Raw genomic sequence first — 13791 nt, 5'->3', positions numbered from 1 at the left:
ACCAATTCTAGAAGACCGACACGATCATGGAAGCTGAACGCATCAACGCCCTCTCCGCCCTGCTTAACGACCTGACCAGTCGTGAAGCCGAACTTCGGAGGTATCTTTGACTTCGATAAGAAGTCCGAGAAGCTCGAGCAGGTAAACGAAGAGCTGGAAGATCCGACCGTCTGGAACGATCCGAAGCGCGCCCAGGACCTGGGCAAAGAGAAGAAGGCGCTCGAAGGCGTCGTGCACACCCTGATCAAGGCCGACGCGGACCTGAAGGACGCGAACGACCTGTTCGAAATGGCGCGCGAAGAGAACGACGACGACACGCTCGAAGCGGTCGTCGCCGACGCGGACGCCATCCAGAAAGTCATCGAGGGCATGGAGTTCCGCCGCATGTTCAGCGGCCAACTTGACGCCAACAACTGCTTCATCGACATCCAGGCCGGCGCCGGCGGCACCGAAGCCCAGGACTGGGCCTCGATGCTGCTGCGCCAGTACCTGCGCTATTGCGAGCGCAAGGGCTTCAAGGTCGAGATCCTCGAACAGTCCGACGGCGAGGTTGCCGGCATCAAGACCGCCACGCTGAAGGTCGAGGGCGAGTACGCCTACGGCCACCTGCGCACCGAAACCGGCGTGCACCGCCTGGTGCGCAAGTCGCCGTTCGATTCGGCCAACGGCCGCCACACCTCGTTCACCAGCCTGTTCGTGTATCCGGAAGTGGACGATTCGATCGAGATCGAAGTCAATCCGGCCGACATCCGCGTCGACACCTACCGCGCGTCCGGCGCCGGCGGCCAGCACATCAACAAGACCGATTCGGCGGTGCGCCTGACCCACGGCCCGACCGGCATCGTGGTGCAGTGCCAGAACGACCGCAGCCAGCACCGCAACCGCGCCGAGGCGATGGAGATGCTCAAGGCGAAGCTGTACGAAGCAGAACTGCGCAAGCGCATGAGCGAGCAGCAGAAGCTGGAAGACTCGAAGACCGACGTGGGCTGGGGCCACCAGATCCGCTCGTACGTGCTGGACCAGTCCCGCATCAAGGACCTGCGCACCAACTTCGAGACCGGCAATACCAAGAACGTGCTGGACGGCGACCTGGACGACTTCATTTCGGCGTCCCTCAAGCAAGGCGTATAAGCGATGGCTACCGAAAAAAGCGCATTCATCTTCGACATGGACGGCACGATCGTCGACAACATGGCGTTCCACACGAAGTCGTGGATCACCTTCTTCGAGCAGCGCGGCATGTCGATCGATGAGGAGGAATTCTTCCGCACCACGGCCGGCCGGCAGGGCAAGGAGATCATCCGCGCCCACATGGGCGAGCACCTTGAAGACCACGAAGTCGTCGCGCTGAACCAGGAGAAGGAATCCGTTTATCGCGAACTGTACGGTCCGCACCGCAAGACCGTCGGCGGTTTCGACGACCTGATCGCGCGCGCCAAGCAGCAAGGCGTCGTGCTGGCCGTGGCCACCGCGGCGCCGACCGCGAACATCGAGTTCACTCTCGATGGCCTCGACCTGCGCCGCCATTTCGACGTCATCGTCGGCGCCGCCGATGTCGCGCGCGGCAAGCCGAATCCCGATGGCTTCCTGCTCGCCGCCGAACGCTGCGGCGTGGCCCCGGCCAACTGCATCGTGTTCGAAGATGCGCCGCTGGGCGTGGAAGCGGCGCGCCGCGCCGGCATGCGCTGCGTGGTGCTGACCACGACCCTGCCTGCCGAGGCGTTCGCCGAATTCGACAACGTAATCGCCATCGCCAGCGACTTTTCCGCGCTCGACATCGACGCGCTGTTTGCCGCCTGACCAACCTACACCAACAACATCAATTATGACTACGGATATCCAGGACCAAGCCGCCCAGCCGGCTGACGAAAACAAGATCATGGCCGAGCGCCGCGCCAAGCTGGCCACGCTGCGCGACAAGGGCGTCGCCTTCCCGAACGACTTCCGCCCCGAGCACAAGGCGTCCGAACTGCACGCCGAATTCGGCGGCAAGTCGCGCGAAGAGCTCGAGGCCAATCCGGTCGCCGTGGTGCTGGCCGGCCGCATGATGCTCAAGCGCGAAGCGGGCAAGAAGGCCGCGTTCGCGACGCTGCAGGATTCGTCGGGCGCGCGCGCCGACGGCCGCATCCAGATCTACGCCACGCTCGACCTGACCGGCGCCGAAGCGATGGAAGCGCTGCACCACTACGACCTGGGCGACATCCTCGGCGTCGAAGGCACGCTATTCAAGACCAAGACCGACGAGCTGACGGTCAAGGTCACCAAGCTGCGCCTGATCACCAAGTCGCTGCGTCCGCTGCCGGACAAATTCCACGGCCTGGCCGACCAGGAAACCAAATACCGCCAGCGCTACGTCGACCTGATCATGAGCGAAGAGACGCGCCGCGTGTTCAAGGCCCGTACCGCCGCGATGTCGTCGATCCGCCGCTTCATGGAGAAGAACGACTTCATGGAAGTCGAAACGCCGATGCTGCACACGATTCCGGGCGGCGCCGCGGCCAAGCCGTTCATCACGCACCACAACGCGCTCGACATGGAGATGTTCCTGCGGATCGCGCCGGAGCTGTACCTCAAGCGCCTGGTGGTCGGCGGCTTCGATCGCGTATTCGAAGTGAACCGCAACTTCCGCAACGAAGGCGTCTCGCCGCGCCACAATCCTGAATTCACGATGATGGAATTCTATGCGGCGTACACCGACTACCAGTGGATCATGAACTTCACCGAAGCGGTAATCCGCCAGGCCGCGATCGACGCGCACGGCACCGCGATGCTGACCTACGGCGGTCGCGAGCTGGACCTGTCCAAGCCGTTCCACCGCATGACGATCGTCCAGGCGATCAACAAGTTCGCGCCGCACTACACCAACGAGCAGCTGCACGACATGGAATTCCTGAAGGCGGAGCTGCTCAAGTTCGGCGTCAAGCCGTTCGCCACGTCGGGCCTGGGTTCGCTGCAGCTGTCGCTGTTCGAAGAGACTGCCGAAGCGCAGCTGTGGGAGCCGACCTTCATCATCGACTACCCTGCCGAAGTGTCGCCGCTGGCGCGCGCATCGGACACGGAGCCGGGCATCACCGAACGCTTCGAGCTGTTCATCGTCGGGCGCGAAATCGCCAACGGCTTCTCGGAGCTGAACGATGCGGAAGACCAGTCGGCGCGCTTCCTGGCGCAGGTGGCGGCCAAGGATGCGGGCGATGAAGAGGCGATGTACTACGACGCCGACTACATCCGCGCGCTCGAATACGGCATGCCGCCGGCCGGCGGTTGCGGCATCGGCATCGACCGCCTGATGATGCTGATTACTGACTCGCCGAACATCCGCGACGTGATCCTGTTCCCGCACTTGCGCAAGGAAGACTAAGCGGCTGATAAGAAGATGGTGACTCGGCGTCCCCGTCGCTCCGCAGGACCAGACACCGGGCTCGCGACTTTGGGGTCTGGTCCTGCGGGCCTGACCCCATTTTGAATTTTTTAGTAGCCGAATCGAGTGGCGACATGGCTGGCCGCGACCAGCGCCGCGACCAGCCCTATCATTTTCCAAGTCTGCTTTCGAAACGCATCGTGTATTTCGACTCGCAGTGCTTCGATTTGAAGTCGGAGATCATGATAGTCAGATTTCTGTTCAAGGCGTAGGCCTTGCAAGTCGGACTTCGTCGCATAGTTCGAAAGAATGACGGCGACATTGATCTTCAAGGTCGTCAGTTCATCCTCAACGGAGCGCGGATCTGAGTTCATCCCTTATGCTCGCGCGGCGCGAACATGGCGTCAACGGCCGCACGATTGAACCGCGCCTGCCGTTGAGCCACCTCAGCAACGCTACTGTATCACCCGATAGCAAGGCACATACGTCTTGCCCGGCAGTTTCATCCGGCTTTGCGCGACGAACGACGACAGCAGCGAATCCATCGGCCCCATGATCGCCGGATCGCCGTGAATCTCGAAGTGGCCATATTTCTCGATCGCGCGAATCCCCTCGTTCTTGACGTTACCCGCGACCACGCCTGAAAACGCGCGCCGCAAATTGGCCGCCAGCAGGTGTGTTTCCTGATTCTTGTGCAGGCTCAGGCTGCGCATGTTTTCATGCGTCGGCTTGAATGGGCGCTGGAATTCCTGGTCGATTTTCAGCAGCCAGTTGAAGTAATACGCGTCGCTGCGCGATTTGCGGAATTCGCGCACTTCCTTGATTGCCATCTGCATTTCGCGCGCCACCGCTTCCGGATCGTCGACGATGATCTTGTAGCGCTTCTGCGCCGCGGCGCCAAGCGTGGTGCCGATGAATGAATCGATCTGCCTGAAATAATCGCGCGCGGTTTCCGGCCCGGTAAAAATCAGCGGATACGGAATCTCCGCGTTATCCGGATGCAGCAGGATGCCGAGGATATAAAGAATCTCCTCCGCGGTGCCGGCGCCGCCCGGAAATACGATAATCCCGTGGCCGGTGCGGACAAACGCTTCCAGCCGCTTTTCGATATCGGGCATGATCACCAGGTCGTTGACGATCGGATTTGGCGATTCTGCCGCGATAATGCCCGGCTCCGAAATTCCGAGATAGCGCCCGCCGGTCAGCCGCTGCTTCGCGTGGCCTATGGTGGCCCCCTTCATCGGCCCCTTCATCGCGCCCGGGCCACAGCCGGTGCAGATATCGAGGTCGCGCAGCCCCATCTGGTAGCCGACCTCCTTCGAATAATTGTATTCCACGCGGTTGATCGAATGGCCGCCCCAGCACACCACCAGGTTCGGATTGCGCTGCGGTTTGAGCACATTCGCATTGCGCAGGATATGAAACACCGAATCGGTAATGCCGTCCGAACGGGTCATGTCGAAATTCGGGTTGTCGGTCACCTCGTTGCTGACGAAGACAATATCGCGCAGCACCGCAAACAGGTGCTCGTGAATACCCTTGATCATTTTGCCATCGACGAAGGCGATCGCCGGTGCGCTTTTGATATCGAGCTTGATCCCGCGTTCGCGCTGGACGATGCTGATATCGAACGATTTATACCGTTCCAGCAGTTCCTTGCCGTCGTCGATCGAGCTGCCGCAGTTCAGCACCGCGAGCGCGCAATTGCGAAAGATCTGATACAGGCCGCCCTGGCTGGTATCGAGCAGTTTGGCCACTTCCGCTTTGGACAAAACTTCCAGCCGGCCTTCCGGCGAAATCAGGGTATCGACAACGTCGTGGTGGTCCATGGTGCACTTCCTTTTCTGATTCTGTGAAATCGAGCCTGCACTGCCAATATACGACAACTCGCCGGGCTGCGGGTTGCAGATTATCGCAGTGGTGCGCCGCGCCAAATGCGGCCCAAATAACACATCTGGCAAAAATTCGCTGACGGTGCTCGATTTACATTAGAATGCAGCCCTATTGGAATTGGCGGCGAGCTCAGGAGGCACATTCTTCCCTCCGCGGCACGCTGCATTTTTCATATGATTTATCCATTCATAACTATATTCGGGAGAAACCCGCATGAGCGGTGCAGCTACACCAGGCCAGCAAGTCGTAATACCGGAATTCAAGCAGATCATGGGTCACCCAAGTCCGCTGTGGATGTTGTTCATGACCGAGTTCTGGGAGCGCTTCGCGTTCTACGGCATCCGGTGGGCACTGGTGCTCTACATCGTTACCCAATTTTACGGCGGCTCCTCCGTCGGCGAGGCTGACGCCAACCTGACCTACGGTTCCTACCTCGCGCTGGTGTACGCCGGCGCCGTGTTCGGCGGCTACGTCGCCGACAAAGTCATCGGCTACCAGCGTTCGATCCTGATCGGCGCGGTCTTCATGGCCGCCGGCCTGTTCGCCATCACCATTCCCGATCCGAACATCTTTAAACTGGGCCTGGCCACCATCATCGTCGGCAATGGACTGTTCAAACCGAACATCTCCACCATGGTCGGGAAGCTGTATTCGATCAACGACACCCGCCGCGATTCCGGCTTCACCATTTTCTACATGGGTATCAATGCCGGCGCCTTCCTGTCGCCGATCCTGACGCCTATCCTCGCGCAGAACTTCTTCGGCACTCCGGAGATGCCCGCCTATAAAGTAGTGTTCTTCGCCTCCGGCATCGGCATGCTCATCAGCCTGGTGTGGTTCGCCATCGGCCGCAAGACCCTGCAAGGCATCGGCGCCCCGGAAGGCGCAGCGCAAAATCCGATGCGCATGGTGATGGTGGTCATCGGCGGCTTGTGCGTCATCCCAGTCATGTACGGCCTGCTGAAGGCTGGCGCCGGCAATCTGCAGATCGTCTTGTCGATTCTGTTCGTCCTCCTGGCCATCATGCTGATGATCGAAGGTATCCGCGGCGGCAAGGTCGTGCGCGACAAGACCATCGCAATGCTGATCATCTTCTTCTTCAATATCCTTTTCTGGATGTTCTTCGAGCAGGCAGGCAGCTCCTTCACCTTCCTGGCCGATAAGATCGTCAACCGCAACCTGGGCAGCTTCGTGTTCCCAACCGGCTGGTTCCAGAGCGTGAACTCGGTCGCCATCATCGTCTGCGCGCCGATCATCGCGTGGATCTGGGTGGTGCTGGGCCGCCGCGATGCGAACCCGTCGATCCCGCGCAAATTCGGCCTCGGCATCATCTTCAACGCGCTGGCCTTCGGCCTGTTGATCTACGCCCTGTCCGCGCTGGTTGGCGCCAACGGCAAAATCCCGTTCTGGACCCTGTTCGCCGTCTACTGGATCCAGTCGGTGGGTGAGCTGTGCCTGTCGCCGATCGGCCTGTCGATGGTGACCAAGCTCGCGCCGACCCGGCTCGTCGGCCTGGGCATGGGAGGCTGGTTCCTCTCGACCGGCATCGGCAACAACCTGTCGGGCATTTTCGCCAGCTATGTCAGCGGCAAGGAAGGCATGTCGGTGGCCTCCGCCCTGTCCGGCTACACCTTCGGATTCTGGTCGCTGATGGCCGGCGGCGTCATCCTGCTGCTGCTCGCCCCCGTAATCCAGAAGCTGATGCACGGCGTGAAGTAAGATTTGAATCGGGGTCTGGTCCCGCGGACCGGGCCCCATCCGCACTACAGCGACTGCGCCAGCGCGCGCCGCATGTCATCCATCTCCCCCACCAGCCAGGCGCGGAAACGCTGCACCTTCGGCATGTTCTCCTTGCTGCGATTGACCAGGAAGCGGTAACCGCTGCCGAATGGCGCGCTGCGGCAGTTGATCTGCCTGAGCGATCCCTTGAGGATGTCCTGGAACGCGATCCCGTACGCCACCAGCGCAATGCCCTGCCCCGCCACCGCCGCCTGCGCCAGCACGCCCCAATGGCTGTAGCCGCGGGAGAAATCGTAGTTCCCCTTCAGCGCCTTGTTCTCGTTTAAGAGCTGCAGCCAGGACTCCGGCGTCTTCTCGTACAACAAAGGGAAGTTCGGCAGGTCGGCCAGCGTCAGCTCGGCCTGGCCGGGCGCCAGCAGGTCCGGGCTGTAGACCGCGATCAGGCGCTCGCGAAACAGCAGCGCGGGGTCGCCATCGGACACCGGCCCGTAGCGCACCGCCACGTCGGTGCTGTCGTCTTCCAGGTCCACCGGCGCGTCATTCGAATCGATGCGGATATCGAGTTCCGGATACAGCTTGGTAAAGCGATGCATGCGCGGCACCAGCCACTTGATCGCGAACGAGTGAGTGGTCGATATGCGCAGGATGGTTTCTTCGTCGCCGCCCTGCAGCGCGCCGATCTTGACGCGCAGCTCGTCGAGCACGCGGCGCACCGCGACGGCCAGTTCCTGGCCCTTTTCGGTCAGCGTGATGTGGCGAGGATGGCGGATGAACAGCGCGAAGCCGACCGTCTCCTCCAGATGCTTGACCTGCTGGCTGACCGCGGCCGGGGTCTTGTGCAGTTCCTGGGCGGCCAGTTTGAAACTGCCCCAGCGGGCCGCGCAATCGAAATCGATCAGGCCGGCAAGGCTGCGCAAAGGCCTCATTTCGCCTCCATGCATAAGTTTTTCTTAGTCATAGCGTAAATTTTTCTCGGTTGATGCTAAAGCGCTATAGGTAGAAAATATACCGGAATCGACAAGGGAACGCCATGCGCAAGAATATATTGGTTATCGGCGGAACACGCTATTTCGGCAAACTGCTCGTCCAGCGCCTGCTCCAGGCCGGCCACAGTGTCACCATCGCGACCCGCGGCCTCGCGTCCGACCCGTTCGGCGACCGCATTTCCCGCATTCGCGTCGACCGCCGCAACGAAAGCGCAATGCGCGCCGCCTTCGCCAATATCCCCGGCTACGACATCGTCTACGACCAGATGTGCTACAACCCGATCGACGCGGCCATCTCTGCGCGCGTCTTCGGCGGCAAGGTAAAGCGCTACGTGATGGCGTCGGCCATCGACGTCTATCGCCCGCTGCTGGGCAGCCAGGACGCGCCGTTCGCCGAATCGGCCATCAACGTGCTGGCGCAGCCGATCGACACGCGCTACCCGTGGCACGACCCCAACCTGGCGTGCGAAAGCTACGTGATGGGCAAGCTGCAGGCCGAGGCCTATTTCTACCGCGACGGCTCGCTGCCGGTGGTGACGGTGCGGATCGGCCACGTGCTGGCCGGCGCCGAGGATTTCACCGGCCGCCTCGCGCACTACGTCGATCTGGTCCGTTCGGGCGCCCCGCTGCGCTACTCGAACGCCGCGGCGGCCAGTTCGTTCATGTCCGTCCAGACGGTCACCGACTTTCTGGTATGGACCGGCATGCAGGACTTCACCGGCCCGGTCAACGCCGCCTGCGACGGCGCGCTGTCCGCGTTCGACCTGTACCAGCGCGTCGGCATGGCGCTCGACGAGCCGGTCAAGGCGATTCCGGTGAAGCACGCCGCCGAGGCGGGCCAGCTGAGTCCTTTCGACCTTCCGTCGCAGCTGATGGCAGACACCAGCCGTGCAACACAGCTTGGCTACCGTTTCGGTCACAGCGACCACTGGCTCGACAACCTGATTCGCCAGCACGACCTGGCGTTTGTCTAACCAGGTTGTCGTACCTGCGTGGGCAGGTACCCATGCTGATTACGCTTTACCGTGTCTGCTAACTCAGTATGGGTTCCTGCCTGCGCAGGAGCGACGGCTTTTGAGCTAGCGAATTACGCCTGTCTGGGCTCGCGGCCGATCCAGTACAGCAGGAACGCGATCGCCGCGTACGGAATTAGCGACAGCAGGTCCGCTGCCGGCCCGCCAAAGAACGGGTTGGCTTTTTCCGCCCACGCCGTGAGCGCCGTGTCGAAGTCCGTCATCACGCCCGCGGTGATGGCGATCACGATGCCCGCTAGCGCGCCGCCGGCGATATAGCCTGACGCCAGCAAGGTGCCCGAACTGCGGTCGCCGGCGGCCTGCAGCTCCTCCTCCGATAAATTCGCATACTGCGGCAGCTTGCCGTTGCGGCGATCGACCAGCCAGCGGATAAAGCCGCCAACTGCGATTGGCAGCGTGGACACCAGCGGCAGATACACGCCCACCGAAAACGCCAGCGACTGCACACCCGCCATCTCAAGCACCACCGAGATCATCACGCCGAGCAGCACCAGCGTCCAAGGCAGCTGCTGGTCGAGGATGCCCTTGATAATGTACGACATCAGCACGGCCTTCGGCGCGTCGTACTTCTTCACTTCCGAGCCATCCGGCCGCTTGTGGTGAGTACCGTTGATGCCCGGATCGACCAGGTAGGCCAGCTTGCCGTCGCCGGCGACCAGGTATTTGCCGGCTGGGCCGCCGGCGGTGTCGGTCTTCTGCCAGACCTTGTAAGTCTTGCCATCGGCTTGGGCTCCCTGGATCTGCGCGGTGGCAGTCAGCTTCGAGGGATCGACCGCGATGCCCGGCGCGACCTGCGCGGCAGGTACGTACACGGTGCTCGCGTCGTTCAGTTTCAGCAGGATCGGGCCGAGCACCAGTGCCGACGCGAGAGCGCCCCACAGGATCGCGTACTGCTGCAGGCGCGGCGTGGAGCCGACCAGAAAGCCGGTCTTCAGGTCCTGCGAAGTGGTGCCCGCATTGCTGGCGGCGATGCAGACGATCGCGCCGACTGACAGCGCGGTCACGTAATACTGGCCGCCCGTCCATCCCATCAGCAGGAAGATCAGGCAGGTGAACAGCAGCGTGGCAACCGCCATCCCGGATATCGGATTCGACGACGATCCCACTTCGCCGGTCAGGCGCGACGACACGGTCGAAAACAGGAAGCCAAACACCAGGATCAGCAAGGCGCCCAGGAGGTTCATGTGCAGCGGCGTGGCCAGCGTGATGACGGCGATGATCGCCAGGCAGCCGATCACCACCCACTTGAGCGGAATGTCCTGGTCGGTACGCAGCGCCTTGTCGGCGCTGGAACCCTTGCCCATGCCGGCCAGGCCGCCCTTTAGCCCCTTCCAGATGGTCGGCATCGCGCGCGCGAGGCTGATCAAGCCGCCCGCCGCCACCGCGCCGGCGCCTATATACAGGACATACGCGCTGCGGATGTCGTCCGGGCCCATGTCGCGGATCAGCATGGTGCCGGGCGACAGCGGCACCGTCAGCAGCTCGCCGAAAAATTTGATCATCGGGATCAGCAGCAGGTAGGACAGCACGCCGCCGCCGGCCATCGTAAACGCGATGCGCGGGCCGATGATGTAGCCGACGCCCAGCAGCTCCGGGGAAATCTCGGCGCCTACCGAGCCGGCCTTCAGCGGCGCGCCGAAGATGAAGTTGGAGGTGTCCTTCCAGCCCTTGAACGAGATGCTGGCCACTTTGTACAGCAGGCCCAGGCCGAAGCCGCCGAAAATGATGAAAGCGCGGCGCCTCGCATCGCGCTCCGCCTCGGAGCCTTCTTCCCGGATTTCGCCGGCGGCCGCGCGCGAGGCTTCGGTGGCAGCGGCCTTGAGCACTTCGGCGCAGGCGGTGCCCTCGGGATATTTGAGTTCGCGATGCTGGTCCACGATCATCGTGCGCCGCATCGGGATCATCATCAGGATGCCGAGCAGGCCGCCGAGGATCCCGACCAGCATCACGCGCGAAATCTCGAGGTCGAAGCCGAGGATCATAATCGCCGGCATGGTCACGCCCAGACCAAAGGCGAGCGACTCGCCGGCCGAGCCGGCAGTCTGGGTAATGCTGTTCTCGAGGATGGTGGAGTCCTGGCCGCCGGCCTTTTTCGCCAGCCCGAACAGGGTGATGGCGATGACCGCCACGGGAATCGACGCACTGACCGTCAGGCCGACCTTGAGCACCAGGTAGAGCGACGAGGCGCCGAACACCACGCCCAGCACGACGCCCATGAACAGGGCGCGGAACGTCATTTCGGGCAGCTGCGCCTCGGCGGGAATGTAGGGCTTCACAGCGGGCGGAGTCGAATCGTGGGGCATCTGGTATTCCTGGAGTGGCTCGAAGGTATTGACATGTGCGCCCTGCCCGACAGCGCTTGGCGCAGGCGAGACTATCGCATAAGGTGGACCGGATCGAAAGCGGGATTATAATTTCGCGCAACCTACCGAAGAGAGCACGTCTTGACACGAACGAACAAGCAGTCGCAACGCCCCCAATCGGCCCGGGGATTCTTCATCCTGGCCGCCCTTGTCCTCCTGTTGATTGTCGTCGGCGCGGTATTGTACGGTGTGGCCGCTCTGCTGCCGAACGTGCCGGCCATCGACGCCGTCACCGATTACCAGCCGAAGATTCCGCTGCGTGTTTACACGGCCGATCATGTGCTGATCGGCGAATTCGGCGAGGAACACCGGGACTTCGTGCCGATCGAGAAAATGCCGGCGCTGATGAAAAAGGCGGTGCTGGCGATTGAGGACAAGCGCTTCTACCAGCACGGCGGCATCGACTGGATACGCGCAATGGGCTCGGCCAAGGCGAACCTGCGCGGCGGCTTCCGCCAAGGCGGCTCGACCATCACGATGCAGGTGGCGCGCAACTTCTTCCTGTCGCGCGACAAGCTCATCGCCCGCAAGCTCAACGAAGTGGCGCTGGCCTACAAGATCGAAGCGGCGCTGACGAAGGACCAGATCCTCGAGCTGTACATGAACCAGATCTACCTCGGCCAGCGCGCCTTCGGCTTCAGCAGCGCGTCGAAGATCTACTTCGGAAAATCGCTGAACGACCTGTCGGTGGCCGAGATCGCGATGCTGGCCGGCCTGCCGCAGAATCCAGCGCGCCATAACCCGGTGGTCAATCCGAAAGGCGCCCGCGCGCGCCAGCACGTCGTCCTCAAGAGCATGCGCGAGCAGGACGTCATCACCGAGGCACAGTACCAACAAGCGCTGGCCGAAACGCTGCACATCAACCAGAAGGGCCAGGAATACGACACCCACGCCGAGTACGTCGCCGAAATCGCCCGCCAGGCGGCCTACGCGCAACTGAAGGAAGACGCCTACACCAAGGGCATCGTCGTCACCACCACGATCCTGAAAGCCGACCAGGACGCCGCCTACCAGTCGCTGCGCCGCAATGTGCTGGCTTACGACCAGCGCCACGGTTATCGCGGCCCGGAGGCGTCCATCGACCTGCCGGCCGACCAGGAGGAGCGCGACGACGCCATCGACGAAGCGCTGCAGAAGCGCCGTTCCAGTGACGGCCTGCCTCCGGCGGTGGTGCTGGCCGCGTCGCCGAAAATGGTGCGGGTCCAGACCGTCGACGGCGAGACGCTGGAAATTACCGGCGCCGGCCTGAAATTCGCCGCCGCGGGCCTGTCGCCGAACGCCAAAGGCGCCATCCGGATCGCGCCGGGTTCCATCGTGCGCCTCAGCCAGGAGGGCAAGAAGAACTGGGCCATCGTCCAGCTGCCGCAGGTATCCGCCGCCTTCGTGTCGATCGACGCAGACACAGGCTCGTATCACGCGCTGGTCGGCGGCTTCGACTACAACCTGCAAAAGTTCAACCACGTGACCCAGGCATGGCGCCAGCCGGGATCGGCCTTTAAGCCTTTCCTGTATTCGTCGTCGCTCGAAAAGGGATTTTCGCCGGCCACGCTGATCATGGATGCTCCGCTCGACATGCCGGGCGAAGACGCGGGCAAGACCTGGTCGCCGCAAAATGACGACAACGTGTTCGACGGACCGATCACGATGCGCGCCGCGCTGGCAAAATCGAAGAACGTGGCGTCGGTGCGCCTGCTGCGCGCGGTGACGGTCCCGTATGTCCACGACTACATCGGCAAATTCGGCTTCGAAAAGGAGCGCCATCCGAACAACCTGACCATGGCGCTCGGCACGGGGGCCGTCACGCCGCTGCAGATGGCCGGCGCGTACGCGGTGTTCGCCAACGGCGGCTACCAGGTGCAGCCCTACCTGATCAGCAAGATCGAGGACGCCCGCGGCGTGGTCATCGCCGAGGCGAAGAAGCCGGAGATTCGCAAGGACGAAAACCGCGTCATCGACGAGCGCAACGCCTTCGTCACCGACAGCATGCTGCGCGACGTGACGCGCTACGGCACCGGCGCGGATGCGACGAAAAAGCTGGGCCGCGCCGACATCGCCGGCAAGACCGGCACCACCAGCGATGCGATGGACGGCTGGTTCGCCGGCTACGGCGCGAACATCGTCGCGGTGGCGTGGATGGGTTACGACGAGCCGAAATCGCTGGGCGGGCGCGAATTCGGCGCGACGCTGGCGATGCCGATCTGGATCGACTACATGCGCGTGGCGCTGGCCAAACATCCGGAGCAGGAACGCAAGGCGCCGGAGGGCGTGGTGCGGCAGGATGACGACTGGGTCTATGCGGAATATGCGGGGACGACCGAGTTCAAGAGCATCGACGTGCCGGCCGCGCCCGAGGCGGCGCCGGCGGAAGCTCCGCCACCGCCGCAGTAATCGGGGTCTGGTCCGGCGGACCTGACCCC

The 13791-nt window shown here is 62.7% G+C and carries 10 protein-coding genes; 6 read left to right on the top strand and 4 right to left on the bottom strand.

The window, feature by feature from the left end; genetic code table 11:
• The first annotated feature begins 26 nt into the window (after window positions 1–26).
• From prfB to lysS, 3 genes are all read left to right on the top strand, one after another.
• Window positions 27–1131, top strand: a protein-coding gene (prfB, locus tag Q4S45_RS07830; RefSeq protein ID WP_305510694.1) for a peptide chain release factor 2 whose coding sequence is annotated in 2 segments (ribosomal slippage) — window positions 27–107 and window positions 109–1131 — 1104 coding nt in all. Because the reading frame shifts where the segments join, the coding sequence is not laid out codon by codon here.
• 3 nt (window positions 1132–1134) lie between these two features.
• The gene (locus Q4S45_RS07825) at window positions 1135–1800 is read left to right on the top strand and encodes an HAD family phosphatase (protein WP_305510692.1); all 666 of its coding nucleotides are present in this window, start codon (window positions 1135–1137) and stop codon (window positions 1798–1800) included.
• A gap of 25 nt (window positions 1801–1825) precedes the next feature.
• On the top strand, window positions 1826–3358 hold the full coding sequence (gene lysS / locus Q4S45_RS07820) for a lysine--tRNA ligase (RefSeq protein ID WP_305510690.1): 1533 nt from the start codon (window positions 1826–1828) through the stop codon (window positions 3356–3358).
• Between the two features lie 110 nt (window positions 3359–3468).
• On the opposite strand, the gene Q4S45_RS07815 is transcribed toward lysS, so the two are convergent.
• Both Q4S45_RS07815 and ppnN read right to left on the bottom strand, forming a co-directional pair.
• Window positions 3469–3732 (bottom strand): hypothetical protein, encoded by a 264-nt coding sequence (locus tag Q4S45_RS07815; RefSeq protein ID WP_305510688.1) that lies wholly within the window; start codon window positions 3730–3732, stop codon window positions 3469–3471.
• Window positions 3733–3813: 81 nt separating this feature from the next.
• A complete protein-coding gene (gene ppnN, locus Q4S45_RS07810; protein ID WP_305510686.1) occupies window positions 3814–5187 on the bottom strand; it encodes a nucleotide 5'-monophosphate nucleosidase PpnN in 1374 nt (457 codons plus the stop codon).
• 277 nt (window positions 5188–5464) lie between these two features.
• Here ppnN and Q4S45_RS07805 point away from each other — a divergent pair, with 277 nt between their 5' ends.
• Entirely contained in the window at window positions 5465–6970 is a 1506-nt protein-coding gene (locus Q4S45_RS07805) for a peptide MFS transporter (RefSeq protein WP_305510684.1), read from the top strand.
• Window positions 6971–7014: 44 nt separating this feature from the next.
• Here the strand turns inward: Q4S45_RS07805 and Q4S45_RS07800 are convergent, their stop codons facing one another.
• A complete protein-coding gene (locus Q4S45_RS07800) occupies window positions 7015–7917 on the bottom strand; it encodes a LysR substrate-binding domain-containing protein (RefSeq protein WP_305510682.1) in 903 nt (300 codons plus the stop codon).
• A 104-nt stretch (window positions 7918–8021) separates the two neighbouring features.
• Here Q4S45_RS07800 and Q4S45_RS07795 point away from each other — a divergent pair, with 104 nt between their 5' ends.
• On the top strand, window positions 8022–8951 hold the full coding sequence (locus Q4S45_RS07795) for an NAD-dependent epimerase/dehydratase family protein (RefSeq protein WP_305510680.1): 930 nt from the start codon (window positions 8022–8024) through the stop codon (window positions 8949–8951).
• 113 nt (window positions 8952–9064) lie between these two features.
• Here Q4S45_RS07795 and Q4S45_RS07790 read toward each other — a convergent pair whose 3' ends face one another.
• Window positions 9065–11314 (bottom strand): OPT family oligopeptide transporter, encoded by a 2250-nt coding sequence (locus tag Q4S45_RS07790; RefSeq protein ID WP_305510679.1) that lies wholly within the window; start codon window positions 11312–11314, stop codon window positions 9065–9067.
• 141 nt (window positions 11315–11455) lie between these two features.
• On the opposite strand from Q4S45_RS07790, the gene Q4S45_RS07785 reads away from it, so the two are divergent.
• Complete coding sequence (locus Q4S45_RS07785; protein WP_374046083.1) at window positions 11456–13762, top strand: penicillin-binding protein 1A; 2307 nt, start codon at window positions 11456–11458, stop codon at window positions 13760–13762.
• Window positions 13763–13791: the final 29 nt, after the last annotated feature.

The organism is Massilia sp. R2A-15 (assembly GCF_030704305.1).
Taxonomy (GTDB): Bacteria; Pseudomonadota; Gammaproteobacteria; order Burkholderiales; family Burkholderiaceae_D; genus JAFCUW01.
The sequence above is the reverse complement of the archived record's forward strand: the minus strand, read 5'-3'. Positions and strand labels throughout refer to the sequence as shown.